We start from the raw sequence: 26,749 nt of genomic DNA on the forward strand, positions 1-26,749 counted from the left end.
CATGACAACAATAACAGACAGACTAGCGCTCGCCCAGCACAGGATTGAACAAGCGGCACAAAATTCTTCACGAAACTCTGCAGATGTGCAACTTTTGGCGGTGAGTAAAACTAAGCCAAACGAGCAGATCATAGAAGCCTATACTGCTGGCCAAAGGCGTTTTGGTGAAAACTACGTACAAGAAGGCGAGGAAAAGATAAAAAGCCTAGGTCAAGATTACCCCGATATAGAGTGGCACTTCATTGGCCCTTTGCAATCGAACAAGACCAAAATAATTGCAGGTCTGTTTGATTGGATGCACACCGTTGAACGAGAGAAAATTGCTAGCAGACTAAATGACCAACGACCACAGCACATGAGCCCATTAAATGTCTGCATTCAAGTCAATATCAGTCAAGAAACCAGTAAATCTGGAGTGACAACGGCTGAAATTGCGGCCTTAGCAGAGAAAATCCACTCGCTGCCTAACTTAAACTTGCGTGGATTAATGGCAATCCCCTCAGCCAGCGTTGATAATGTCACTGCAACCGCCGAACTTGCTGAGTTACAAAAGCAATATCAGCATTTGTCAGCTAAATACCCGAGTGTAGACACGTTGTCCGTAGGCATGAGTAATGACCTTGAATTGGCAGTCGCCCATGGCTCAACCATGGTACGGATCGGTAGCGCTATATTTGGCGCACGTGATTCCCCCTAAAATGGAGTCATCAGCAATTAGGCTCAACTATTTAGATAAATAATGTTTAATACTTAAAGGGCTTGGTATTGGGCTACCTCACCCAAATATTAAGCCTTAATAACGTGTAATACTAATCAGTTTAAAGATTTAAAAATAGTAAAAGTGTCGTCCTAACTAAAATAAAAAGAGAAATCAATGTCACAAAAAAATGTCAGTTTTATTGGCGCTGGTAACATGACCCGCAGCATCGTAAGTGGATTAGTGAAAAGTGGCTATTCCCCCGAGTGCATTACAGCTGCAAACCCAAGTCAACCCAAGCTTGATGCGCTAAAGCAAGACTTTGGCATCAACACGACTAACAATAATATTGAAGCAGTAAAATCTGCTGATGTCATCGTGTTAGGTGTAAAACCTCACCTAATGGCATTAGTTGGTGAGCAGTTAAGTGATTTGGATCTCTCAAATAAGTTAATCATCACCATCGCTGCAGGTGTAACAGCTAAACGCTATAGTGATTATTTTAAGCAAGAGATCAAATTAATACGCACTATGCCTAATACCCCAACTCAGATCGGTGTAGGCTTAACGGGATTATTTGCAGGTGATGATATTTCAGCTGAAGATAAAACATTATGCGAGACACTAATGGCAACCGGTGGTGAGGTTGTATGGGTCGACAAAGAAGAAGAGTTAAACCAGGTCATCGCTCTGGCAGGAAGTTCGCCTGCATACTTCTTCCTGTTTTTAGAAGCCATGGTTGAAAGTGCCGTTAAGAGTGGCATGTCTGAAGTTAGTGCAAGAGAAATGGCACAACAAGCGGCATTGGGCGCAGCATTAATGGTTAAACAGAATCCAGATTTGAGCTTAGCGCAACTACGAAATAACGTAACTTCAAAAGGCGGCACCACGGCGCAAGCTGTCGCCACTTTTGAAGAGGGTAATATACGAGGCCTAGTTGATGATGCAATGACAAATTGTATTGCTCGGGCGCAAGAGATGGCAAAGCAATATTAATTTTTATTAAACGTGATAAGTAGAGTAAACAGATGAATGCATTTAGTTTTCTAGTAAGTACAGTATTCGATTTATACTTAATGGTGGTCATTTTACGGATCTGGCTACAGCTCGCTCGAGCCGATTTTTATAATCCATTTAGTCAATTTATCGTTAAAGCGACACACCCGATCGTTGGTCCATTAAGACGAGTCATTCCATCATTTGGCAATTTTGATACCGCCTCGTTTGTACTGGCTCTTACCGTGGTGGTTGCCAAGTTTGTGCTGCTTAGTTTGATGGCTGGCGCCGCGCTAAACGTACCAAGTATTTTGCTTATATCTTTAGTGTCTGTATTCAAAGAAGCGGGTGTATTACTGTTTTGGATGCTTATCCTAAGGGCGATATTGAGCTGGGTGAGCCAAGGCCAAAACCCAATAGAGATGGTTATGGGACAATTGACTGAACCTCTTTTAGCGCCAATACGCCGCATGCTGCCACAAATGGGTGGCTTAGATTTATCACTATTAGTGATGATGATTATTCTAAACTTCCTCAACATCCTACTTGCCCAATACGTACCTTTCTGGGCAAACGTATAGTGGTAGCAGTCTGTATGCAGCAGGGAAACCTGCTGCTTCAGCTTTATGTTCAGCCTAAAGCGAGTCGAGATCAGATAGTAGGGCTGCATGGCGATGAGCTAAAAATAGCCATCACAGCTCCACCTATTGATGGTAAAGCGAACATTCATCTGACCAAATATCTTGCTAAAGCATTCAAGGTCCCAAAGGGCGACATTGACATACTTAAAGGTCTCACGGGACGTCATAAGCAAGTGCTTATCTCCTCGCCCAAGATCATTCCCGCTGAAATACAAAACCTTTTGTAACCTTATACTTATAAGAAGTATAAGGCGCTTACCACACTTAAGTTCTATACTAATATCAAAGCTAATACCTAAGGAAAGCCAATATGCTCCGCTCACTAATAGCTGTTTTGCTGCTCAGCCTCTGCCTAACCGGTAGCGCATTTGCTGAACAGAAACAAAACGTCGGCAACTACGATATTCATTATGTCGCCCTCAGTAGCACCTTTTTAACTCCCAGCATTGCCAAGTCGTACGGCATCAAACGTAGCAGTTATTCAGGGATCTTAAATATTTCGGTGCTAGATACCAGCGTCGACGGTAATCCCGCTGTCCCTGTTGAAATTACTGGGGTGGCGAACAACCTTCTCGATGCACGGGTAGAGTTAAAATTTAGAGAGATCCGTGAAGGTGATTCAATTTACTACATTGCAGAAGTCCCCTACCGTGATGATCAGGAGATAAACTTTAATATTGCAGTTAAACATGGCTCTAAACTCAATACGCAGCTCAAGTTCAAACAGAAGTTCTACGTAGAGTAATCTTTAGTAGGGGGAGCAATCCCCCACTCCATCTGCCAAACTTGTAGCTCAGCAGATGAAGGTGCAATGTTCTCTCAGTAGAAATGCACCTATTTATCAACACATCAGAAGTTCCCCTCCCTCTGCTTATAGCTTTTCTGCTTGATATAAGTGATGCATTTAACGGTACGGTTCGTTATTATTGCCGCCATATTTTCAGACAGCTCAAAGGTCCCCGATGAACCAAATCGTCCTTGCAAGTGGCAACAAAGGCAAACTCAAAGAATTTTCCGAACTGATGGCCGATTATGGTGTGGAGATCCTCGCCCAAAGTGAGTTTAACGTTTCTGAAGTCGCAGAAACGGGAACCACTTTTGTCGAGAACGCCATAATAAAAGCGCGACATGCGGCAGAGATAACCGGTCATGCAGCGATTGCTGATGATTCTGGTCTAGAGGTCGATTTTCTGCAAGGCGCACCAGGAATATATTCGGCTCGCTATGCTGGTGAAGGAGCTAAAGATCAGCAAAATTACACTAAGCTGCTAAAAGCTTTAGATAACCAAACACAACGCAGTGCTCGTTTTCAGTGTGTATTAGTATATATGCGCCATGCAAAAGACCCGACTCCCATTATTTGCCAAGCATCATGGGAGGGCAGCATAGGTTTTAGCCCACTTGGTGACAATGGTCATGGCTACGATCCTATTTTTATTCCTGCTGAACATAAGTGCAGTGCCGCGGAACTGAGTAGCGATGAGAAGAACTTATTGAGCCACCGTGGTAAAGCGTTGGTTTTACTGATTGAAGCAATGAAGCAACAAGGTATTTTTAGCTAATGTTAACCCTGCCACCATTAAGCTTGTACATTCATATCCCCTGGTGCGTACAGAAGTGTCCATACTGCGACTTTAACTCCCATGGCCAACATGGAGAGCTACCACAGACGGAATATGTCGACGCGCTTATTGCTGACTTAAAACAGGATTTGCATTATGTCCAAGGTCGGCAGCTACACACAATTTTTATTGGTGGCGGCACCCCCTCTCTGTTTGATGCAGCGCAGATAAAACGCTTACTCATAGAGGTTGATAAACTGATTAAGTTTAAAGCCAACATAGAGATCACCATGGAGGCCAATCCAGGTACCTTAGAACATGATGATTTTGAGGCCTATCAGCAAGCAGGCGTTACACGCTTGTCTATTGGAGTTCAGAGTTTTTCCAGTGATAAACTCAATCTGCTTGGTCGTATTCATGATAAAACAGAAGCGCAAGTAGCAGCTAAAAAGGCAAAAACATCAGGCTATAAAAGCTTTAATTTGGACTTAATGCATGGCTTACCAAATCAAAGCTTTGATGAAGCGCTCGCCGACATTGAAACTGCTGCAGCGCTTGCCCCGCCGCACTTGTCTTGGTATCAACTCACTATCGAACCCAATACGCTGTTTCACTCCAAACCTCCACAGCTACCCGATGATGAAAAACTCTGGCGAATTTACGAGCAAGGGCAGAAAAGACTTGCTGAACTCGGTTACGTTCAATATGAAATATCGGCTTATGCGAAAGAAGGGTTTCAGTGTCAACACAACCTTAATTACTGGCAATTCGGTGATTACTTAGGAATAGGCTGCGGCGCACACGGAAAAATAACTCAAGTAGCGCACAATAAAATAGTACGAACGGTAAAAATCAAGCATCCCAAAGGCTACCTAACGGCAACTGACTACACCTCTGAGACCACAATTGTAGAAGAGGAAGAAAGGCCGTTGGAGTACCTAATGAACCGTTTAAGACTAATGACTCCAATCCCTAAAGAAGAGTTTGAACAAAGAACGGGCTTAGAGCGAAGTGTTATTTCTCAAGGTATCGAGCAAGCTTGTGCTAAAGGGCTTATGACAGAAAGCCAAGAGTACTGGCAACTAACACCTAGAGGACATATGTTTGTAAATGACTTATTGTCACAATTCTTATAAAGCATTGAATATATTCGTCATTACTAAACAAAATAGCTCAACAGAAACATTTTCTAACACTTAGATCAAAAAATTAACTCTAGGCTTCTTTAGGATAACAATCATAATTCTAAGGAAGTCTAAAAATGCCAATAAAAACAAAAATAACTGTCGTCGCTCTGTCCCTCTCTATTTGCTTAAGTTCAGCGGTATATGCCGCGCCAACGTCAGCTCCCGATTTAAGTCCAAGTGAGCCAGTGGCTCAAAAGACTAATAGTGAATCAGAAAAAGCTAATGCGCTGTTTGAAGCCATTTTCATGGAGAATGTGCAAGCAAGTCCAATATCTCAAACTTATCTCGGTATAAAAACCGATTATGACAAATGGGATGAGATGAGTGATGCGGCAACAGATGCAAATTTAGCGCGCACTAAAAAGCATTTAGCCCAACTAAATATGCTCAATGTAGATAAGCTAGATAGGCAAACAAAATTGAGTTATCAACTACTGACTCAAAAGCTTGAGCAAGAGATAAAAGATGATCAATGGCGTTACCATAGCTACCCAGTCAACCAGATGTATGGTGGTCACTCTCAAATAGCCTCATTCCTGATCAACCAACATCAGATCAGCGATATTAAAGATGCTAAAGCCTATATTAGCCGTCTAAATGGCGTACCTAAGCGCCTTTCGCAGCTGCAAACAGCACTTGAAATTCGTGTTAACAAAGGCATTATTGCACCAAAATTCGTCTTTCCATATGTCATCTCCGATAGCAAAAACATTGTCAAAGGCGCCCCGTTTGATGAAGGTGAAGACAGTGCTTTATGGGCGGACTTCAAACGTAAAGTCAACGCCTTATCAATCAGTTCAGATGAGCAGCAGCAATTGCTAACAGCAGCCAAGGAAGCATTAGTTGATGACGTAAAACCAGCCTATGACAAGCTGATTGGTTACATGGGTAAGCTAGAAGCCAAAGCGGATACTCGCGATGGTGCTTGGAAGTTTCCAAAGGGCGAAACTTATTATAGCAATGCACTAGCACGCACAACCACCACTAATATGAGCGCCGATGAGATCCACAAGCTTGGCTTATCAGAAGTGGCACGTATACACGGTGAAATGCGCGACATTATGAAAAAGGTCAACTTCGAAGGCAATCTCCAAGAGTTCTTTGCCTTTATGCGAGATGATCAGCAATTTTACTATGCTGATACAGATCAAGGTCGCCAAGCTTATTTACAAGAAGCTATTGCGCTGATTGACACAATGAGTAGCCGTCTTGATGAAGTGTTTAAAGTAAAACCTAAAGCACCGATGATAGTGAAACAGGTCGAAGCTTTTCGGGAAAAGTCAGCAGGTAAAGCCTTTTATAACAATCCATCACCTGATGGAAGTCGCCCTGGAACCTACTACGCCAACCTATATGACATGAAAGCCATGCCTAAATACCAAATGGAGGCGCTGGCATACCATGAAGGTACACCAGGGCACCATATGCAGATAGCCATTGCACAGGAGCTAGAGGGAGTGCCTAAGTTCCGTAAGTATGGCGGTTACACCGCATACATTGAAGGTTGGGGTTTATACAGCGAGTATTTTCCTAAAGAGATGGGCATGTATGCAGACCCTTACTCTGACTTCGGTCGTTTAGCAATGGAGCTATGGCGTGCCTGCCGCTTAGTGGTTGATACCGGTATTCATGCCAAAAAATGGACACGTGAACAATCTATTAACTACTACGTATCTAACACGCCTAATGCCGAGTCTGATGCCATCAAAATGGTAGAGAGACACATTGTCATGCCTTCACAAGCAACTGCTTACAAAGTCGGTATGCTCAAGCTACTTGAGTTGCGAGGAAAAGCACAAACTGCACTAGGCGACAAATTCGATATTAGGGATTTCCATACGATTGTATTGCAAAATGGTCCCGTGCCGTTAGATGTACTAGAGTCTGAAATTGATCTTTGGATTGAAAAAAGCAGCTAGTGATACGTAGGCTACTTTATCCAAATAAAGTAGCCCTCAAAAAACCAATAAAAAAGCCACTAAATACAGTGGCTTTTTTATTGAACTGATTTTGATAAGCACTATCTAGGTTTTTACTTATAGTAGTAAATAACCCAAATTGTAGGGTACAGATAAAGTTCAAGCGCTTAACAGAAAAATACCCCGGTAAAAGCCGGGGTAAACCAAAACTAGGATGATGGTTTTAAGGCTAGCATTGTTTTAGTTCTTAAACTTCTGCCAGCATCGAATCAAAACTGCGTAAAGCTGATTTGTACAACACAATAAAGAGGGGTCATTCTGTATTGCGTTATAGGACTCAAATCATTTTGAATCAACTGCATGCATTGTATAAAATTAAGAACAAACTGCAACCTAAACCATAAAAACCTGCATTAGTAGCGCCTAAATTCGCACCGACTAAATAATCAGCAATACATAGTAAAGCCATGATAGTAAAGACTTTTAACCATCACAGAGTCATGGCAAAAGTTCATTGTTCAATATTTAAAACAATGTTTCCTATTTTTACTTACGTTTTGCATACAATTCTTTATATGGGTCATCCCAATAAGGCGGTGAGCCAATATGATCTTTAATGAAATCAATAAATGCACTGACCTTTGGTGCAAGGTGTTTACGTCGAGGATAAACGGCTTGCAAAGGTAGATGATGAGTTAATTGCCATTCATCAAGAATAGGCACTAACGTCCCTTTAGCTATTTCATCTTCAAGCAAGTAACTCGCTAGATAGACAACTCCTAAACCGCTAACAGCAGCCGATTTAAGCGCAGGGGCATTATCGACTCTAAAATTACCCGAGACCCCAATTTCGCAATAGTCATCACCTTGCTTAAACTGCCAAACACTGTGCTCATGCCACTCACCTTGATATACAAGACAGTTATGATCAACCAGTTGCTCAGGACGGCTTGGCATACCATGTTGTTCGACATATGAGGGAGATGCAGCCAACAAGAACTGACACTTCATCAGCGGCCTAGCAACCATACCTAAAGGTAACTGCTCAGACATAGTCAGCAGTAAATCTAACCCTTCACTGACAACATCAACTTTATGATCAAGTAAGCTAACTTGTAGCTCAAGTTCTGGATGCTTTGCCATAAATTCTGGTAGAGCGGGAATGATGTGCATGGTACCGAAAGATTGTGAAATACCGACTTTCAATACGCCGCGTGTTGCATCATTTAAATTATGAACGCTAGCAACAGCTTGATCTGCATCTCTTAACAGCTCTTCGCCTTGAGCATAAAGCAACTGACCAGCTTCGGTAAGGCTTAAGCTACGAGTGGTGCGCTGTATAAGTTGAACACCGAGCTTATGTTCAAGATCTGCAACTTGAGTACTAACTTTAGACTTAGATATACCTAACTTTCGTGCTGCAGAGCTAAAACTACCCGCTCGAGCTACATGAGTAAAAATTGCGATTGGTTCTAAAAGTTCTAACATGTAAATCGCCTTAAGGTGTTTACGACAGTAATAGTACTTCCATCGCTAAGATAAATCTGACACACAAATATGTTACAGAACAATATCTTAAGTGAATATGCGTACGCTAGAGTAGAGTTGTATTTATTTAACCACTAAATGGTTTTGCTTTTATTTTTAGAAGTATACCAAAAAAACCTTAGATCTCATCATATAAGTACTTTTGTACTAGCATAAGTAAGGCATTTTTATAGGCTTTGGCGTTTCAAGGCAGAGGTTTCGGTAACTGAAATATAAGCCCGCTAATTCTATTTAGCGTTAAAGCTAAAACTAACGGAACAACTATGGGGTTTAAACGAAAACCCCTGCATAAAGGTGGGATGCAGGGGTTGTTGCAATTTGGTCAGGCAACACAAGGATTATTTCAAGGATTTTACATTTAACAGTTACTAATAGTGCTTATTCAAGCAGCTCTTTATTTGCCGTTGCCACCAAAGAATAGTTCGCTAATTCAGGGATTTGAGTTTGAAGCTTTTTCTCTAACACTGCTAAAGTCTCAAAGTTCTCACAAAGTCTTTCTCCACGCGCTTCTAAGTCTTGTGCTTGGTCTTCCATTTGAAGCTCGATATCTTCACCGATAGAGTCCATTTTTACTGAAAATGCATCCATTTTTGCCTCAAAAGAATCACCATCGCCAGACATCATTTGGCTGCCTAAGCTCATCATCATGGTACCTATTGAGTTTTGAACTAGCTGCTCCATCTCTTTTTCAAACTCTTCACCAAATGCACTTTCAAGAGAAGACTCGGTAGCCCCAAGATAAAACTTGTCACCATTTTGGTAAGCGACCTCTTGAATTCGATCTTGCAACCCATCCATCATCTCATCAATTTTTGATCCGGTTGCATCGCCTAATAGTGGCGTCAGTGCCATACTTACAGCGGTTGATGCCATCGCTACAGCATCATTAACTAACTCAATGACCTCAGGAACCTGTGATGACACTTCATCAGCATATTGGCTAACAAGTTGTTGTTGCTGCTTGTTCAGTGATATTTGCTCACCATTAACAAAAAGTTTATTCACCTCTATGCGGTATTGCTCTTTACCCACTTCACTCACGGTCAGCTTTTTAGGCTCAACGGTGACATCATAATTAAGTGATACTTCACATTCATTGTTAAAGTGTTGACCTGACTCGTCATGGGCACTGACCATTTGCAAACTAGAAGCTGACAGTAATACGGCTGAGACGCCAACAGAGGTAAGAAGTTTTTTCATTGCTGTAATCCTTTATCGCTTATAAATATAATTAATCTAGATAAAGCACAGAGCATGCCAATAGCGCTAAATAATTGTTAAAGATAACAAAAGCAAAGATTAAAGCTTAGTATTGCAGTTGTTGGGCAGCAGAAAATAGCCAATATTGCGAACTATTGGCTAAATATGACATTGCTAAGTGAGCAAGATAAGAATACTAAAAAATTGAACGGCCCAGAGTCTGACAAAGACTCTCTAGCGCAGCGGTTCCCGCGAGTGAGTTGCCATTAGCATCGAGCTCTGGAGACCAAACACACACCGACATATCACCAGGGATCACTGCGATGATCCCGCCGCCGACACCACTTTTTCCGGGCATACCAACACGATAGGCAAACTCTCCAGCACCATCATATAAGCCTGAAGTGGCTAGTAACGCATTTAGCTGCCTTGTCTGCACAGGCGTTATCAGCTGCTTACCTGCCAAGCTCTTTCCACCATTAGCTAGATAGATCATCGCTTTAGACAGATCGGCACAACTCATTCTCAAGGAGCAATAATGAAAATAACTCTTAAGGACAGTGTCGACATCATTATTGAAGTTTCCAAACGACTTCATCAGATATGCGATAGCGGCATTACGCGCACTATGTTGATATTCAGATCTGGCAACCGTTTTATCGTAACCAATTTTTTGATTATCACTAAGCCCGCGGACAATCTCCAACATTCTCTGTTTCGGCGCGCCTAAGCGACCTTGCAATAGATCTGCAATAACCAAAGCCCCCGCATTAATGAATGGGTTTCGCGGTAGGCCTTTTTCTAACTCAACTTGCACCAGAGAGTTAAATGATTGACCCGATGGCTCCTTGCCTACTCGAGACCAAATTTCAGGCTCTTCGTAATGCATTAGTGCCAGCGTTAAACTGAAGACTTTTGAAATACTCTGAATTGAAAAGGGCTCGAGATAATCTCCAGCCCCTATTGTGACACCATCGCTGGTCGTCACAGCGATACCGAGCTTATTGGCATTGACCTCAGCAAGGGCTGGAATATAATCAGCCACTTTACCTTGACCTAAAAGAGGTCGTACTTTTTCAATAACCTCTTCAAGCAATGCCAGCTCAGGCATTAACTCCACCAAATATCGTAAAGCTCACCGATTTCAACATCAGAAACTGGCTGACCTTCAAAGAAGGTTTTAACTGCTGCTCTGTCTTCATCAGTACACTTACCGATAGCTTGAGTAGCAATAATGCCTTCCCATTCTTTATGGCCGCCACCATGGAAACCAAGGTCTCTAGGCTCAATAACCTCTTCAATGAACTGATCAACAATTGAGTCAATCTGCTCTTCGGTTACAGAGTCATTGAAATTCCAGTTTGTATCGAAACCAAACTCTTGAAACTCATCAACGCGTAATTTTTTACGTAAACGACGACTACGATTAGCTGCCATGGTTATTCTCCTAGAAAGGTTATTTTATAAGTATGTCAATTTCAGTAGAGCGCTTAAACACGCTCAAACATGAGATCCCAAACGCCATGCCCTAAACGGTGGCCGCGCGCTTCAAATTTTGTTAGCGGACGATGCTCTGGACGCTCGACCACATCACCAGTAGCTGATTGGTTTTTGTAACCAGGCGCAGCATTCATGACTTCTAACATATGTTCGCTGTAGTTTTCCCAATCAGTAGCAAGATGGAACACGCCACCCACTTTAAGCTTACTGCGAATAAGTTCAGCAAATGGAGCCTGTACAATTCTGCGCTTATGGTGACGCTTTTTGTGCCAAGGATCAGGAAAGAACAACTGCACCCGAGCTAAACTGCCTTCGGCAATGCTATTTTCAAGCACCTCTAATGCATCATGATGATAAACACGAAGATTAGTCACCCCAGCTTCTGCTGCAACTGACAAGCATGCACCAACACCAGGCTTATGCACTTCAATACCGATAAAGTTAAGTTCTGGCGACGCCTTAGCCATTTCGACTAATGAACCTCCCATACCAAAACCAATCTCTAGCACAGTGTCAGCTTCGCGGCCAAACACCTCGACTAAATCGATCGCTTCAGGGGTATAATCTAGCCCCATAGATGGCCACTGCTGTTCCATCGCTTGAGCCTGTCCTTTAGTAAGGCGGCCTTCTCTTAATACAAAGCTTCTTACTTTGCGAAGGTATTTACCCTCTTCATTGAATTCAGCGGTTGTTACGTCGCTCATTTTCGCCCTCGCTTAAGACAGCTATTAATTAAAAAGAAAGGCATTATCCAAAGTTAAACCTTTAGTGCAAGCCCTATTGAGGCAAAATTATACCAATAATCTCAGTTTGTGCGAGTTACAAGCACTGTTTTACAAAAAATACTCATCAAGTCAGCTATTTTACCGCCGTTTAAGCAGGATTCACTTACGTTAATCGTTTAAACGAGATAACAACTGTTGCTTGTTAAAGTATTCCTCTGTGGTTACACTGCGCCGATGAAAACTCCAGCCCCCTTTTCTCAGCGAATTATCAGTTGGTACGACCTACATGGTCGCAAACAACTTCCATGGCAACAAAATAAAACCCCATATAAAGTATGGATTTCAGAGATCATGCTGCAGCAAACTCAAGTTGCAACTGTTATCCCCTACTTTGAAAAGTTTATTAGTCGCTTTCCAAGCATTGAAATATTGGCAGCTGCAGAGCAAGATGAAGTGCTCCATCACTGGACCGGTTTAGGTTACTACGCCAGAGCGCGTAATCTGCATAAAGCCGCTCAGCAAATTGTAGCCTTGCACCAAGGTAGCTTCCCCGTTGACTTTGAAGAGGTATTATCTTTACCAGGTATTGGGCGTTCTACGGCAGGCGCAGTGCTTTCATTGTCACTTGGACTAAATCACCCCATTCTTGATGGTAATGTAAAACGCGTACTGGCGAGACATGGAGCTATTGATGGCTGGCCAGGAAAGAAGCCTGTAGAAAACCAGCTGTGGCAACTCACTGAAGCGTTAACCCCAGCAAAAGATATTCAGAAGTATAACCAAGCGATGATGGATATTGGCGCAACGGTATGTACTCGCTCCAAGCCCAACTGTGCAGCATGTCCGGTAGCAATTGACTGCAAAGCACAATTAAGTGGACGTCAGCTTGAGTACCCAGGTAAAAAGCCTAAAAAAGTGATCCCAGAAAAATCAGCATGGTTACTAGTAATAGAGCACGATGACCATGTTCACCTACAAAAAAGACCACCAAGCGGCATTTGGGGAGGACTCTGGTGTTTTCCTCAATTTACCAGCCAAGCTGAACTTGAAGAATATATAAGTGAACAAGCATTTAACATCAAGCATCGTGAAGATCTCGTTGGCTTTAGGCATACATTTAGCCACTTTCACCTCGATATTCAACCAGTTTTGGTTTCAGTAAACAAGATTAGCGATAACCAGATCATGGAACAAGACTCCTCTGTCTGGTATAACTTACCTCATCCACCTAAAGTTGGTTTAGCCTCAGCGACTGAGCGCATTCTAGCGAGTTTAGGTTCTGTATTAATTAAGGAGTAATCATGGCTCGCACAGTAAACTGCGTATATTTGAAGAAAGAAGCTGAAGGTCTAGGGTTTCAACTCTACCCTGGTGATTTAGGCAAACGTATTTTCGACAATGTGAGTAAAGAAGCGTGGGCGCTTTGGCAGTCCAAGCAAACGATGCTTATCAACGAAAATAAACTCAACATGATGAATGTTGATGATCGTAAGTTCCTTGAAGAGCAAATGATTAACTTTCTGTTTGAAGGTAAAGACGTTGAAATTGAGGGTTATGTACCTCAAAAAGACGACGAATAGTCTTCAACAAAAAAAGCGCCGCAAGGCGCTTTTTTATTATTCTAAACTCGAATTACTTTTTAATCCCTTCAACCACCAGATTTAGGCTTACATGGGAAGAAGCAGGTCCCAAGTCCATCTGTACGTTGTAATCTTTAAGCGCAAATTCGGTGCTGCCGGTAAAACCCGCTCTGTAACCGCCCCAAGGATCACTACCTTCCCCTATTACCTTAGCGTCAATCGCTAGCGGTTTAGTGACACCGTTAAAGGTAAAGTTACCGTTGAGCACAAACTTACCATCACCTTTGTCATCAACCGAGGTTGATACAAACGTTGCTTCAGGAAACTTCGCCGTGTTTAAAAAGTCAGCGCTACGTAGATGCTTATCGCGCTCTGCATGATTTGAATCAACGCTTGTAGTATTGATGGTAACGTTGACTTTCGAGTCAGCGATTTTAGATTCATCAAATGAGAAGTCACCTGCAAAGGTATTAAAGCGGCCAGCAACAAAGCTATATCCTAAATGACTAACCCTAAATTCTATCGATGCATGTGCTCCCTCAGTATCAATAACATAGTCAGCTGCCTGAGCGGAACTTGCCATCATTAAACTTGCTGCTAATGTTGTCGCTAATAAACCTTTTTTCATCTTACTCTCTCCCTTTAAGTGCTAATCTTGTTTAAATGTAGTCTTGTTTAAATGTTAGTCTTGCTGAGTTTTAATCATTCTAAGTAATGTTGAATCTTTATCGATAAAGTGATGTTTCAATGCCCCAATAGCGTGCACAATGGCCAAACCAATCAAACTGTATGCTGCGTACTGATGGATAACTCCAGCAATATCGGCCTGGTCATCAACAATGGCTCCAAAGCTAGGTATTTCAAACCAATCAAACACCCATATACCTCGGTCATCAGCAGTTGATATCAAATATCCACTCAACATGATGAGCACTAAAAGCAAGTACAAAACGAAATGGGCAACATGACTGCTTTTGACCTCCCAACTTTTATGAGTAGTTAAACTCTCAGGTTTTGCGGTGAAAAGTCGCCATAGTATTCGACAAAATGTCGCGAAAAGAAGCAGTAATCCGATACTTTTATGCCAATGCGGCGCAGTTTTGTACCATTCACTGTAATAGGTCAAATCAACCATCCAAAAACCAACAGCAAATAAACCGATTACGGTAAATGCAGAAAGCCAATGCAACAGGATCGCAATTAACCCATAAGAGCTTTTAGTATTTAACAGCATCATGTCCCCTAAATAAGTAATATAGAGCCATCATACATTCTATTTTTACAACTAAAATCAGTAAATATAGGTCTTTACATTCTACTTTTTAGAATAGAAAGCCATTACAGGGCAATAACTCCAACTCCTTAACTGCTAGTGTTAGCTAACTAAATGCTCATTTATTCCCGTTAAAACCTATTTATGAGTCGTTAGCATTGTTCTTTTTTTTGCAACTGCACACAAACTAAGCGAACAGTAAGACTAAAAACAAAAAGCACTTGCAGGATAAAACTCAGCGCTATAATATACGCGCACTCCAAACGACACAGGCTTTAACAGCTTGGTTTGAAGTAGCAAATCTAACGCTTATATTTATATAACGATAGTTGCCCGAATAGCTCAGTCGGTAGAGCAGAGGATTGAAAATCCTCGTGTCCCTGGTTCGATTCCGGGTTCGGGCACCAACATTTTATAATGAGTTCTCTGTGTAGACAGTAACTTGTTAGCAAGATAAGCCGGCATAGCTCAGTTGGTAGAGCAACTGACTTGTAATCAGTAGGTCCCGAGTTCGACTCTTGGTGCCGGCACCATAAAAACAAAAAAGCCACTCAATAGAGTGGCTTTTTTGTGCCTAAAATTTACATTCACTCGCTAGTTATACCAATTGCATTAAAAGTTTGACCATTCAGCGGGAATTCAAAGCGCTGTAGGCAAGTAGTGGGATTTGAGCTAATAGTTATTCTATATCCAAATCTCATAGCGAAGCTTACAGCGTTTTGAAACCCGCACTACGTGAGCCCCTCAGTCTTTCCACTTCTGCTTTGTATTGGCTTAAAAGGGAATAACCATTTCTTTACCAATGCGCTTTGAATTGAAAAGACTGAGGGGCTCTGAACGGGTCAAATACTTAATGCAATTGGTATTATCTTTGATCCAAACCATGGTTGCTACGCAAAATCCCACTCAACTATCCAGATCAATGACTGGCCAATATTCATGGTGAAAGCCATGGCATTAACTTGAATAGCATTAACTGGGCTTTTTCTAGGCAAAATAATCGGCAAATAATCAATTATCATCACAATTCAGTTTGTACGGCTATTTGTTAGCCATATATCGAAAAAAGCGCTTGCACCACGCAAAGCATCGCTATAATATACGCGCACTCCAAACGACACAGGCTTTAACAGCTTGGTTTGAAGTAGCAAATCTAACGCTTATATTTATACATTTTATTTATATAACGATAGTTGCCCGAATAGCTCAGTCGGTAGAGCAGAGGATTGAAAATCCTCGTGTCCCTGGTTCGATTCCGGGTTCGGGCACCAACATTTTATAATGAGTTTTCTGTGTAGACAGTAACTTGTTAGCAAGATAAGCCGGCATAGCTCAGTTGGTAGAGCAACTGACTTGTAATCAGTAGGTCCCGAGTTCGACTCTTGGTGCCGGCACCATAAAAACAAAAAGCCACTCTATAGAGTGGCTTTTTTGTGCCTAATAGTCTCACTTTACCAGCCTCTCCTAGCAGCAGCTAACTCTCTATTAATTTTATCAAGCTACGCTTGACGAAAGTCGTGGCGCTTCGCCCACACCCGTGTTGGCACTACGGTTATTTCTTCAACGTACTTCGGCAACTTCGATGGGGAGTTGTGTGTTCTGTAAGTTTTTGAAACTAACTTTTGCCCCAAAGTTAGTTGGACCTCTATAAGTTTTATCAAGCTACGCTTGATCAAAGTCGTGGCGCTTCGCCCACACCCGAGCAAGGAGGACTGCTCGTCCTTATCCTCCTTGCATCCACCATGACGCCCCTACGGAGTTGTTGCTCCTCATGCTCCAATAAAAATGGCCTAACGGCTCAGATGGGACATCCATGTCCCGCCGAGCCTGAACCATCATCTGATAGACAGGATGCTTAAATGTCTTGAAGTGCATGGATGCGCGGGAAAGACCATGATGGTTCTACGGCATTTTCATCTCCGCATTTCGGCAACTCCGATGGGGAGTTGGTATGTTCTATTAGTTTTGTAACTCAATTTTGCCCCAAAGTTAGCTAACTTTAGGTTAAACGTGGATTACGTATTCTCATGTAGGTTGAAATGAAGCTGGATATTTACACAGGTATAACTAAAAGTGACTAAAAAGACCCATTATCGCGCAAATAAAGATGCCAAAAACTGTCCTGCTAGGCATCGATAATTTTTTAACATTTCACAAAATCTATAAAAATCAGACTCATGGGAAATATATAAAAGTGATACACGGACCCATTGAACACCCTAGGCTCTCTTTCTCCGCACTCAACAAGGCTGTTTTTGTAGCCTGAACTTAGAAATTATCTATTTACAGCAATGCCTTAGCAGTGATAGTTTGTTAAAAAATTAACGAGTTGCTAAGAACGTTATCGAGCGACTAATGAATAAGCTGTATGTTTTCAGTAGCTTCCGTTGAAGCATTAATAATGTGTGATGAATATAAATCAGATAGATATTTTGAAAAGTTGTACTCGAGTAAGTTAAGGATTAGTCGTGGTATTCTTCGAATGGAAAGGCATGGAGCTTTAACGCTCAGCGCTATTCTTGGAAATCAATTTAACGTAGAAAATTCTAGTTTAGCTTCAGATTTAGAGTGGCTATTTTCGTGGAAGTTAAAAGCTTGTCATACTCCAGAGTACTATTGGTGTGATGGAGTTGAAGAAATAGTATTAAACCAAATTGGAAAATACGAATTTCAAATTACGGCAACGCTATGGATTGGTCCTGAAGCAAACGTTAATAATCTTAACAAAGAAAACGTAACTGGAAATGTGGTTTTAAAACCTACAGGTAAAGGTTTCAAAAATTATCATTTTACAATTAACTATGGCAATGACAGATTGGTGTTAACGAAAACATAACAAGCTGTTCAAGCGGGACAAATTACAGTTGGCTGGTTCCGCTTCGCTTCACATTTTAGCCAACAACAATTTGCCCCTTAACAGGGCGTTATAAGCCAAAGGGAATTTGCGTCATATGAAAGCATCTGATGTCCTCAAAGAAATAAGAGAAGCACTTGATCCAATAAAGAAACAAGGGCACTCAACTTTCTCTATAGAGGCTATGGAAAATTATCTTAAACTATTTGATAAAGACGTAGAAAACGATACTTATTATAAATCACAAGACCACGAATCAAGGCTTGCTAAATTTAAAGCTGAAAATGACCGTAATATTGCATACGCAAATAATGAAACTGCCCATTCTCTTGAAATGTTCAAATCTGTAATTACGGCAGGTCAATCAGCATTAAAATCTAGTATGGTTATTAACGGTGGCGCGGCGGCTGCACTTCTAGCTTTTACTGGAAAAATTTGGGAAACATCAACATCTGAAGTTGTTGCAAACAGCCTAACAAGCTCCATCTTTATTTTCTGTTTAGGTGTTCTTTGTGCTGCTTTAGCTACGGGTACTACATATTTATCTCAACTTTCGTTTGCTAACGGTTGGTTAAAGCTAGGTCATAGCATTAATACTTTTAATATTTTTGTAGTCTTGTCTTCCTATGGCTTATTTTGCCTTGGTGCATTTAAAGCAGCAAATTCGTTAGGTGCGCATTTTGGCTTATAACAAGCAATTCAACAGGACTAAAAACAGTGGGCTGTTCGCTTCGCTCCATTTTAGCCCACTATTTTTAGCCCGTTAATTAGGCGTTACCACATATCCGTTTGCCATACTTTCCCTAATGAAACTCAACACCCCAAGCGCTTTAACTCTAACAAGGTTTTGTCCAATAATAAGTTAGCGACTAAAGTGGGCTTACTCGTTATTCATCTGATTTGAGCTGTGCAAGCTTCTAAATCATGGATCATTTAGCAGAGCCTATAGGGATATATTCACGGCGACTTGCAAAAGCTCATTACAGCTGAATTACCATATATTTTCTGAACCCTTATACTGACCTTTAAACTCTTTGTGCTAAGGCATTTCTGTCCAAAAGTGGTTAAGTGGTAGATGCCCTCCTCAGTGTAAAAAAGAGAACTATCAGAGAGCCTTCTACAGGAACTCTATTGCTCTAGCCTAGCGACAAATAAAAAAGGGAGCCCATGGCTCCCTTAAATAGATATTGCTGCGATGAACTGTTAACTAGCTGTACCAGCTACCAGCTACGCATCTTATGGCCTTTAAGCGCATAGAATAGAATGAATAGGTAACAAGGCAGACACACCCAGTAAGCTAGCTGTGTATTGTCAGCAAAGTGAGCAACCTTACCAAAAACTAGCGGTAAGATAGCGCCACCGGAGATCCCCATAATTAACAGTGCAGAACCTTGCGCGGTATATTTACCAAGTCCTTCAAGCGCTAGAGGCCAGATTGATGGCCAAACCAATGCATGCGCAAGCCCCATCATCGCCACGAATGTGACCGTATTGGGAATAACAGGAATACCACTCCAGCCCCATAAAATGTCCGCTATAAATGTGCTATCAGCGGATGCAGTCGTTGCACCAACAACACATAAAATACCCGCTATAGCCGAACCTAACAGTGCTTTTTCTTGAGTAATAAATCGAGGAATACAGGTGACACCAATAATATAACCCAGCACCATAAATACCATGGTATACGAGGTTAATGAGGCAAAGTTATTCACCCCCAAGCTAGCACCATACAAGCCAATTGTGTCACCGGCGATCACTTCAACACCGACATAAGCAAATAGTGCTAAGGCACCTAATATCACCTGCGGGAAATGAGTAATGCTGCCTTTAGTTTGGTGATCGTCCGCGGCTTCAAATTCTAATTCAGGCAGTGATGAAAATTTCACTAAGCCAATCAAAAATGTCAGAGCGATAGCCATATAGATATATGGCGCAACAAGACGTGAAGACAATTCACTAATTTGCGCTGTTCGCTCAGCTTCACTCAATGCTGCTAAATGGTCTGCTGTGAAGTTTTCAAAACCTGACAGTACTAATGCTGTAAACAAAATAGGCACGATAACGCCCGCACCTTTGTTAATGAGACCCATGATGCTTATTCGCATCGCAGCACTCTCTTTAGGGCCGATATGCACCACATAAGGGTTAGATGCTGTTTGCAAAATAGTAAGTCCAGTACCTAAAACAAACAGTGCACCTAAGAATAGGATAAAGTTGGCACTTTGAGCTGCGGGGATGAACAGCAAGGAACCGACAACCATGATGGCAAGGCCGATAGCCATCCCATTTTTATAGCCGGTTTTCTTGAGTATCGATGACATCGGTAGTGCCATCACCGTATAAGCAATATAAAAAGCAAACGTGACAAATAACGCTTGGAATTCATTCAGCTCACAGATGATTTTAAGGAATGGGATCAAAGAGCCGTTAAGCCATGTCACAAATCCAAAGATAAAAAAGAGCACACCTATTATGGTCATAGGTAGAATACTGCTCTTAGGGCTAGCTTGAGCCTGAGTCGTTGCTGTCATGTATTTAAACCTGCTTCTTATAGTAATTAATTTGATGATAACAGAATCGCCTGTTATCCCATCCTTCCATGTTCTTGACTTATCAACAACAGATTTTTATCTGCTTTTAGTACCCAATGCTGGGTTATTGTTTCATTGATGTTAAAACATTACCACCAAAAAGACAACGCTGTCATTTTAACTTTTAGCGAATTAATTTCATACACCAGCAACTGCTATCCAGTCGCTTTAATGGCGCAACTCAGCAGCTTAATTACAAAGACTTAAACCTTTATGAAAATTGATCGTTTATACATCCAATAGAGCACTAACCACTGCACTAGTAATAATCCGATTACTGCCATTAAGCTCTGAGCTGGTACAGGAAACCAATTGATAATCCCGCCAAATAGGCTTTCAGCAGTATACTTCCAGTTAACAATACTGGTGGCAAGGTAGATAACTATCGCGTTACAGCCAATCACAATAAACGGAAATGCCCAGCGACTAAGCTTCATAACATCGATAACGCCATAAAATAGCGTCAATAACAACAAACTCCAACCGGATGTAACCAGCACAAAACTGCTGGTCCATAATGTCTTATTGACCGGAATAATAGGTGATATCAGCCAGCCCAGAACGAGTAGCCCTAAACCTAACAAACACATTACAGCAAGCTTATACCACTCCCCTTTGGCATGGGTCTTAACAATAAAGTGACCGACAAAAACACCTAGGAGGCCGTTAACGACTGCGGGAATAGTTGATAAGATCCCTTCAGGGTCAACCGCTGCATTTTGATAAGTGACGCCAGGTAATAACATGCTATCGATAGCCGCATTTATTGATCCGGTAGCTGTAAACGAGCCTGTGCCATCAAGTGTGACTAGTGGAAACAGTTGCAATACCGCGTAAGCCACTAAAATAGTAACACTGGTGATCACTTGGGTTCTGAGGCTCGTATGCCAAACGAGTAAGGCACAAAAGAACCAAGCAAAAGCAATACGACCCAATACACTTGCGTAGCGAATATCTCCCAATGCCATAGGAGCACCTGTGCCCCAACCATGGTTATAAATGACCCCGAGCAATAGCAATAGCAGTAACCTTTTTACAGCGTGCTTATAGAGTGGCATTCGCTGATGCATTGGCAGCTTATCTAGCCTTTTTGGTGATAACCCAAGTGCAACACCTGATAAAAATATAAATAGCGGAAAGATTAAATCGTAGAAGGTGAAACCATGCCAAGTGCTATGGTGCATCTGTTTATCGAACCAATTTAAGCCGCCCCACCCCGTTAATACGATGAGTGCTGCAAATATTGCTTCGCCGCCTAAGATCCAAAACATATCGAACCCACGAAGCGCATCGAGTGACTTAAGTCTTACTTTTTTCTGTTTAGGGCTGGGATCTGTCTGTGAATGGGTATCTTTTATTATTGTCATTAGTATCACTCTTTAAACAAATAGCTGCTATGGCTCAATTTCAACGATTTAGGTGTATAACAAAAAACCTCGATAGCCTAAGCTACAGAGGTTTAGGTAACATGAATCAAATACCTTTTAACGCGCAGAAAAAATTAACTGTCCGCCGATATAGGTTTGCTGCACCTTATATTCATCGTTGATTAACACTAAATCAGCACGCTTCCCAATCTCTAGTGAACCGAACTGCTTATCTATACCTAAGAATTTGGCCGGGTACAGAGACGCCATTCTCATCGCTTCCTCTGGTGACAGATCAAGCATAGAAACGCTATTCCTAACAGCTCCAGCCATATCAAGTACGCAGCCAGCAAGCTCGCCAGTTACCGCATTAAGCCGATCACCAACACGTATGACTTCTGTGCCAAATAGCTCGAAACTCTCTTCGCTATCAAGCCCTACTGGCGGCATAGCGTCAGTGACTAACATGACTTTGCCTTGAGGCTTGGCGTTAATAGCCACTTTAGCGGCTGCTGGGTGGACATGATGCCCATCAACAATAAGTCCACACCATGCATCTGCACTCTCAAGCGCTGCGCCAACCATGCCAGGGCTACGTGAGCCAAAAGCAGACATTGCATTAAAGAGATGAGTAAAACCTGTGGCACCGGCATCTAAAGCCGCCTTTACCGTGTCATAGTCAGCATTAGAGTGACCCAAGCAAACCTTTACGCCACTTTCCACCAGCGCCGATATAACTTCAGGTGAAACATTCTCCGGCGCCAGAGTGACAACTCTTACTCCTAAATCTTGACGGCTAAACACCTCAAGCTCGGCATTTGAAATACGCCTAATATGTGGCTGTGGGTGAACGCCCTTTTTCGGTATTGATAAATGTGGCCCTTCAAAATGAACGCCTAAAACACCAGAGCTTTTAGCGGCTATAGCATCAGCTACTGCATCGGCAGCATGTTGCATTACACTTACGTTGTCGGTTATTAATGTTGGTAAGTAGGCTGTCGTTCCAAACTTTGCATGAGCAAGACCTATTGCTTCGATTCCCTGACGAGTAGGGGTTGCATTAAACAGTACTCCGCCGCCGCCATTTACCTGAACATCAATAAATCCGGGGCAAACAGTGCCATTCACTTTAGACTCTTTAGCGCCCTTGACGGTATCAAACGCGATAATATTGCCGTCTTCAAAAGTGATAGGCAGCTCAGAATGAAACTGCTGCCCATCAAAAAGTCGCTCTGCTACTATTGTCTGCTTCATTTGAAACTCACTATCAATTTTTGTCTATGCCACCATCGAAACAGCACCAAGCTATTTCTGTTGCAGCTTATTATGCTGTTGCTGTGCGTAGAATGCTGCGCCCCACTCTGGAGGCTGTAGCGTCGGAGCTATTTCAGCTATAACATCATCATCTAACCAATTGGCCAGCGGTTCAGCAAGACCACCAATCATAGAGAAACGCGGTGGTTCTATAGTGAATAGCTTTCTTGCCAGCTCGCTTATATAGCCAGCGCCCTCACGCACAATGTCTTGTGCAACGCCATCTTTTAATTGGGCAGCTTCAAACACATTTCTCGCTAACTTGGCATAGGTACTAGACGATTGCCCAGCTAAATTGTCTACGATCCCCATGGCATTGTTAACATTGAAATGAGCGAATAAGCGTTCTGTGAGTATGGTTTTCTCTCCAAAACCATCTAGCGCGAGTAGCACCTGTTCACTGGCTTGTTGTCCAAGCCATGCCCCACTACCTTTATCACCTAAACCAAAACCATGACCACCAAGACAAAGCTCCTCACCAGCAACATGTGCGTAGCCACAAGAACCGGTGCCGGTAATGATGACGGCGCCATCACCACCTTCATGAGCACCGATACATGCAGTATGAAGATCAGTAGTTAGGTACATACAAGCAAACGGATGTTGCCAATTCAATACTTGCTCATAAAGCCTAGAGACATTAACGCCTGCAAGTCCAAGCCCTGCTATTAAGCGTTTACTGTCCGAGCTTTTAAGCCCTGCATCTGCCAACGCCAATTGAGTTGACTCTTCAATAGATTGGAATGTTTGTGCTAAACCATGCAGCGGATTGGCACGTCCTGCGACGCCAGTTCCCACAATGCTGAAATCACTCGCATATATAGTTGCGCGGCATTTACTGCCACCACCATCAATACCAATATACAAGGATGCTTCTTTCGCCTGGCCTATGCCCATGACAAACCTCTTTATCGTTCTAATATTTAATGTTGAGCTGGTAAACTTAACTGAAAAACCCAATAAGTTAACTGTATGTTACAACAACAATGACAGCGTTGTCATTTGTTTTTTCACATTGCTTTTAGGACAATAATAAATGCAGTAACACCTGTTAGTTACCGCATCTAACCTAAGTAAATACTCACATCATCACAGCGCTCTGCCTGATGCTGTTATTATTTAACCCGCAACGTTCGACCTTTTCGCACACCGTCAGCGGCAATAGCTCGAACTTCGACGTTGCCCTTAACAAGCGCACCCGCGTTATAAAGCTGCCAATCGCCACCATTAACTCGATACTCTATCGCCAGTCCTGGATAGATAAGGTTAGCGAATAGTTTATTATCTTTTATTACTGCACCAACAGTCGGCACTCGGTAGCTAATGCCAGCTTTATCAAGCTTTATCAACTCTTTGTAGCCTAAGGTGTTAGCAATCGCCTGCCACTCTAATGCCTGTTGGGCTCGCATATCTTGAGTAAACATTCCGCTCTGTTGGTTGTAAATAGCCCCTTGATATTGGTAAGGCACTTCCCAACTAGGCTTATGCCATGCTCGTTCGGCTAACATCAATACACGCGGGAACATCAAGTACTCGGCAATCTCGTCACTGCGAACGGTTTCGCTCCAAAGCTGACCTTGAATACCGCTAAATTTAGCCGACTTAGCAAGCGGTCCACTTACAACATTGCCATTTTCATCACGTTGAACGGTGTCATCAGCTTCGAACGGCAAGCCTTCAATATCAGTCCATTGTTCAGCATTGGCAGGCAAGTTATCGGTCATAAAGCTATGCACGTGCTTGCTGTTACTTTGCCTAATGCCCCAGTAATAGCCGTGCTCCTTTGGATCAGCTTCATAGGGGAAGTCAAAGTAGAGTACCTCAGGCTGACTCAATACCGTCTGCCACCCCAAGTTAGCTTGTTGATGAGCGCGCTTATGGCCTGCATGTGCAACAATGTCCCAAATGTTTGACTGTACCTTTTTTGGCATATTTTCTGGGCGAGTATGGCTCATACCATCGCTCCAACCGGCAGCTTCTATGCCTTTTACAGCAAGTAACGAAGCAGTTCTTTCGATGAAATAAGCCCCAAGTTCACTGCTGTCTTTAACACCTTTATCGTTATTGGCGATAAAGGTTTTACACACAGGAGACTCAAGCCAAGCACCAGCAGTTTCGTCAGCACCAATATGGTAAAGCGATAGCGGTACACCAGCCGTTTTATGCAGTTCCGCTATTTCATCAATGACCTTATCGATAAAGGTAAACGTCGACTCCATACACACATTGAGGGTGTTATCGTCATAGTATTGCACCGATGAATAAATCGTTTTGTCGTTACTATCTGATAGTAAATACTGCTCTGCTTCAGCCGTTAAGCCTTGTGCTAGCAGTTTGCGGTAACGTGCTTCCATCGACTTAATGGCCGCACGAGAGTGACCCGGCATATCCATTGATGGAATAACTTGGATTTGTCGTGCATTTGCAAACTGCAGAATCTCGATATAGTCAGCTTTACTGTAGTAGCCATTGACCTTTACATCACTAAAGGGACCGCTGCCAAGCTGAGGTAGTAAACAGTTATCCTCAGTTAAGTCATGGCAGCGTTTACTGCCGATATCAGTAAGCTCGGGAAGCCCTTCAATCTCTAGACGCCAACCTTCATCGTCAGCCATATGCAAATGTAACTTATTGAGCTTATAAGCGGCCATTTGATCCAACAGATCTAATATCAGCTGTTTACTATGGAAGTTGCGAGATACATCGATGTGCATTCCGCGAAAATCATAGCGTGGGGAATCTTCCACCGACATTGCGTTTACGACTAGCGTGTTTACATCAACCAAAGATGTTAACGATGCTAACCCGTAAGAAAAACCAGCATCGTCATTAGCTGAAATAGTAATCTGTTGTGCACTAATATCGAGATGGTAACTGCCTGGCACGGCTTTTACTGCTAACGGTAATAACGTAACTGAGAGTCCTTTATCTGACTCCGCAACACCTAATCTTGCTAGACGTTTAAGTGCAGCCTCAACTGACTGAGGCTTAACCTTGTTATAGTTGACCTTTAGCCCATCTTTCAAAGAGACTTGCGCAGTATCAGCGGTTAACTCAACCGATGTAGGCGTTGGTATAATGCGGTTTTCAGCCAACTTAGCATCGGTTTTAGTCGCAAGATTATTACGAAATAAAACGCCCGATGTCGCCCACTCAACTTTATCATTCTCGGTGCGCTTATACTGCTTTTCGGCATCGGTAAAATCTGCAGCGTAAGGCCGAAGCTCCAGGCCAGTCTCGGTATCAATGGCAACCTTGGTGCTGTCGATGAGTACAGGATCTGAGCCATTAGCAACAATATAATAGTTAGGCATGGCATCAGTTTCAGCTAGCTGCCAATTATCGCCTCTAAAACGAATCGTTTTAGTCTGCCCTTTTACTAACCCTTTAAACCCCGTTGAAGGTTCAATTTTGTGCAGATCGCCTTTAACACGAGAAATGGTAAATTCATCACCTTCAATCGATTGCACAGGTCTCATCTGAGAGTAGTAAATAGCCCAATCTTTAGCCGCGACATCCACAGGAAAGGTCAAATCTATTTCTGCCACAAAGCACTTGCCAGCTGCAGAGTCTTTATCGCAATTATTATCAGCAACATTAGTCACGACTCGGTAGTTCACAGCCAACTGCTGACCGATGAGGCTCAACTTATCTTGACTCAGTGCAATGGGGGATCCGTCTTGTGCACCTTTAGCCGTTATTTCAACATCCTTTTGAGAACACGCGCTGGTCGCCAATATCAAGCCAACAGCTGCTACAATTAATCTTTTCTTCATTACAATCCTCATTTCC

Annotated in this window: 25 protein-coding genes and 4 tRNA genes; 16 read left to right on the forward strand and 13 right to left on the reverse strand. The window is 42.4% G+C overall.

Features of this window, described 5'->3' with window-relative positions; genetic code table 11:
- Position 1: 1 nt before the first annotated feature.
- The 8 genes from K5R16_RS09375 (at position 2) to K5R16_RS09410 (ending at position 7,002) form a co-directional block, all read left to right on the forward strand.
- The gene (locus K5R16_RS09375) at positions 2-697 is read left to right on the forward strand and encodes a YggS family pyridoxal phosphate-dependent enzyme (RefSeq protein ID WP_220737306.1); all 696 of its coding nucleotides are present in this window, start codon (positions 2-4) and stop codon (positions 695-697) included.
- 177 nt (positions 698-874) lie between these two features.
- Complete coding sequence (gene proC, locus K5R16_RS09380) at positions 875-1,693, forward strand: pyrroline-5-carboxylate reductase (RefSeq protein ID WP_220737307.1); 819 nt, start codon at positions 875-877, stop codon at positions 1,691-1,693.
- Positions 1,694-1,725: 32 nt separating this feature from the next.
- Positions 1,726-2,274: a YggT family protein gene (locus K5R16_RS09385; RefSeq protein WP_220737308.1), complete on the forward strand. Its 549-nt coding sequence runs from the start codon at positions 1,726-1,728 to the stop codon at positions 2,272-2,274.
- Positions 2,274-2,561, forward strand: coding sequence for a DUF167 family protein YggU (gene yggU / locus K5R16_RS09390; RefSeq protein ID WP_220737309.1), 288 nt, complete (start codon positions 2,274-2,276; stop codon positions 2,559-2,561). Before K5R16_RS09385 ends, yggU begins: the two co-directional genes overlap by 1 nt.
- An 83-nt stretch (positions 2,562-2,644) precedes the next feature.
- Positions 2,645-3,079 carry a DUF4426 domain-containing protein gene (locus tag K5R16_RS09395; RefSeq protein ID WP_220737310.1) on the forward strand — a complete coding sequence of 145 codons (435 nt, stop codon included), beginning with the start codon at positions 2,645-2,647 and terminating at the stop codon, positions 3,077-3,079.
- A gap of 217 nt (positions 3,080-3,296) precedes the next feature.
- A complete protein-coding gene (gene rdgB / locus K5R16_RS09400) occupies positions 3,297-3,896 on the forward strand; it encodes an RdgB/HAM1 family non-canonical purine NTP pyrophosphatase (protein WP_020913710.1) in 600 nt (199 codons plus the stop codon).
- Complete coding sequence (hemW, locus tag K5R16_RS09405) at positions 3,896-5,032, forward strand: radical SAM family heme chaperone HemW (RefSeq protein WP_220737311.1); 1,137 nt, start codon at positions 3,896-3,898, stop codon at positions 5,030-5,032. The genes rdgB and hemW overlap by 1 nt, the downstream gene beginning before the upstream one ends.
- A gap of 125 nt (positions 5,033-5,157) precedes the next feature.
- The gene (locus K5R16_RS09410) at positions 5,158-7,002 is read left to right on the forward strand and encodes a DUF885 family protein (RefSeq protein ID WP_220737312.1); all 1,845 of its coding nucleotides are present in this window, start codon (positions 5,158-5,160) and stop codon (positions 7,000-7,002) included.
- Between the two features lie 546 nt (positions 7,003-7,548).
- Here K5R16_RS09410 and K5R16_RS09415 read toward each other — a convergent pair.
- The 5 genes from K5R16_RS09415 to trmB form a co-directional block, all read right to left on the reverse strand.
- Positions 7,549-8,490 carry a LysR family transcriptional regulator gene (locus K5R16_RS09415; RefSeq protein WP_220737313.1) on the reverse strand — a complete coding sequence of 314 codons (942 nt, stop codon included), beginning with the start codon at positions 8,488-8,490 and terminating at the stop codon, positions 7,549-7,551.
- Positions 8,491-8,928: 438 nt separating this feature from the next.
- Positions 8,929-9,750 (reverse strand): YggN family protein, encoded by an 822-nt coding sequence (locus K5R16_RS09420; RefSeq protein WP_220737314.1) that lies wholly within the window; start codon positions 9,748-9,750, stop codon positions 8,929-8,931.
- A gap of 196 nt (positions 9,751-9,946) precedes the next feature.
- Positions 9,947-10,861 (reverse strand): glutaminase B, encoded by a 915-nt coding sequence (glsB, locus tag K5R16_RS09425; protein ID WP_220737315.1) that lies wholly within the window; start codon positions 10,859-10,861, stop codon positions 9,947-9,949.
- Positions 10,861-11,187 (reverse strand): YggL family protein, encoded by a 327-nt coding sequence (locus K5R16_RS09430; protein ID WP_220737316.1) that lies wholly within the window; start codon positions 11,185-11,187, stop codon positions 10,861-10,863. The genes glsB and K5R16_RS09430 overlap by 1 nt, the downstream gene beginning before the upstream one ends.
- A gap of 53 nt (positions 11,188-11,240) precedes the next feature.
- Positions 11,241-11,954 carry a tRNA (guanosine(46)-N7)-methyltransferase TrmB gene (gene trmB / locus K5R16_RS09435; RefSeq protein ID WP_220737317.1) on the reverse strand — a complete coding sequence of 238 codons (714 nt, stop codon included), beginning with the start codon at positions 11,952-11,954 and terminating at the stop codon, positions 11,241-11,243.
- 255 nt (positions 11,955-12,209) lie between these two features.
- On the opposite strand from trmB, the gene mutY reads away from it, so the two are divergent.
- Positions 12,210-13,274: an A/G-specific adenine glycosylase gene (gene mutY, locus K5R16_RS09440; RefSeq protein ID WP_220737351.1), complete on the forward strand. Its 1,065-nt coding sequence runs from the start codon at positions 12,210-12,212 to the stop codon at positions 13,272-13,274.
- A gap of 2 nt (positions 13,275-13,276) precedes the next feature.
- Entirely contained in the window at positions 13,277-13,555 is a 279-nt protein-coding gene (locus tag K5R16_RS09445; protein ID WP_020913719.1) for an oxidative damage protection protein, read from the forward strand.
- A 52-nt stretch (positions 13,556-13,607) separates the two neighbouring features.
- Here K5R16_RS09445 and K5R16_RS09450 read toward each other — a convergent pair whose 3' ends face one another.
- Positions 13,608-14,183 carry a YceI family protein gene (locus K5R16_RS09450; protein ID WP_220737318.1) on the reverse strand — a complete coding sequence of 192 codons (576 nt, stop codon included), beginning with the start codon at positions 14,181-14,183 and terminating at the stop codon, positions 13,608-13,610.
- Between the two features lie 54 nt (positions 14,184-14,237).
- Positions 14,238-14,789 (reverse strand): cytochrome b, encoded by a 552-nt coding sequence (locus tag K5R16_RS09455; protein WP_220737319.1) that lies wholly within the window; start codon positions 14,787-14,789, stop codon positions 14,238-14,240.
- 370 nt (positions 14,790-15,159) lie between these two features.
- Between K5R16_RS09455 and K5R16_RS09460 the strand changes: the two genes are divergently transcribed.
- A tRNA-Phe gene (locus tag K5R16_RS09460) sits at positions 15,160-15,235 on the forward strand.
- A gap of 50 nt (positions 15,236-15,285) precedes the next feature.
- Positions 15,286-15,361: transfer RNA gene (locus K5R16_RS09465), tRNA-Thr, on the forward strand.
- Between the two features lie 357 nt (positions 15,362-15,718).
- On the opposite strand, the gene K5R16_RS22490 is transcribed toward K5R16_RS09465, so the two are convergent.
- Entirely contained in the window at positions 15,719-15,850 is a 132-nt protein-coding gene (locus tag K5R16_RS22490; protein ID WP_259649814.1) for a hypothetical protein, read from the reverse strand.
- 173 nt (positions 15,851-16,023) lie between these two features.
- On the opposite strand from K5R16_RS22490, the gene K5R16_RS09470 reads away from it, so the two are divergent.
- The 4 genes from K5R16_RS09470 to K5R16_RS09485 all read left to right on the forward strand — a co-directional run bounded on the left by K5R16_RS09470 (position 16,024) and on the right by K5R16_RS09485 (position 18,373).
- Positions 16,024-16,099, forward strand: a tRNA-Phe gene (locus K5R16_RS09470).
- Between the two features lie 50 nt (positions 16,100-16,149).
- Positions 16,150-16,225 (forward strand) — tRNA-Thr (locus K5R16_RS09475).
- 971 nt (positions 16,226-17,196) lie between these two features.
- Entirely contained in the window at positions 17,197-17,664 is a 468-nt protein-coding gene (locus tag K5R16_RS09480) for a hypothetical protein (protein WP_220737320.1), read from the forward strand.
- Between the two features lie 115 nt (positions 17,665-17,779).
- Entirely contained in the window at positions 17,780-18,373 is a 594-nt protein-coding gene (locus K5R16_RS09485; protein ID WP_220737321.1) for a hypothetical protein, read from the forward strand.
- Positions 18,374-18,902: 529 nt separating this feature from the next.
- Here the strand turns inward: K5R16_RS09485 and K5R16_RS09490 are convergent.
- The 5 genes from K5R16_RS09490 to K5R16_RS09510 all read right to left on the reverse strand — a co-directional run bounded on the left by K5R16_RS09490 (position 18,903) and on the right by K5R16_RS09510 (position 26,733).
- Positions 18,903-20,216 (reverse strand): sugar MFS transporter, encoded by a 1,314-nt coding sequence (locus K5R16_RS09490; RefSeq protein WP_220737322.1) that lies wholly within the window; start codon positions 20,214-20,216, stop codon positions 18,903-18,905.
- Positions 20,217-20,479: 263 nt separating this feature from the next.
- Positions 20,480-21,643, reverse strand: coding sequence for a transmembrane glucosamine N-acetyltransferase NagX (gene nagX, locus K5R16_RS09495; protein ID WP_220737323.1), 1,164 nt, complete (start codon positions 21,641-21,643; stop codon positions 20,480-20,482).
- Positions 21,644-21,760: 117 nt separating this feature from the next.
- Positions 21,761-22,897, reverse strand: coding sequence for an N-acetylglucosamine-6-phosphate deacetylase (nagA, locus tag K5R16_RS09500; RefSeq protein ID WP_220737324.1), 1,137 nt, complete (start codon positions 22,895-22,897; stop codon positions 21,761-21,763).
- Positions 22,898-22,948: 51 nt separating this feature from the next.
- Positions 22,949-23,854, reverse strand: a complete 906-nt coding sequence (gene nagK, locus K5R16_RS09505; RefSeq protein WP_220737325.1) for an N-acetylglucosamine kinase — start codon at positions 23,852-23,854, stop codon at positions 22,949-22,951.
- A gap of 218 nt (positions 23,855-24,072) precedes the next feature.
- Positions 24,073-26,733 (reverse strand): family 20 glycosylhydrolase, encoded by a 2,661-nt coding sequence (locus K5R16_RS09510; RefSeq protein ID WP_220737326.1) that lies wholly within the window; start codon positions 26,731-26,733, stop codon positions 24,073-24,075.
- Positions 26,734-26,749: the final 16 nt, after the last annotated feature.

The organism is Shewanella sp. c952 (assembly GCF_019654975.1).
Lineage (GTDB): Bacteria > Pseudomonadota > Gammaproteobacteria > Enterobacterales > Shewanellaceae > Shewanella.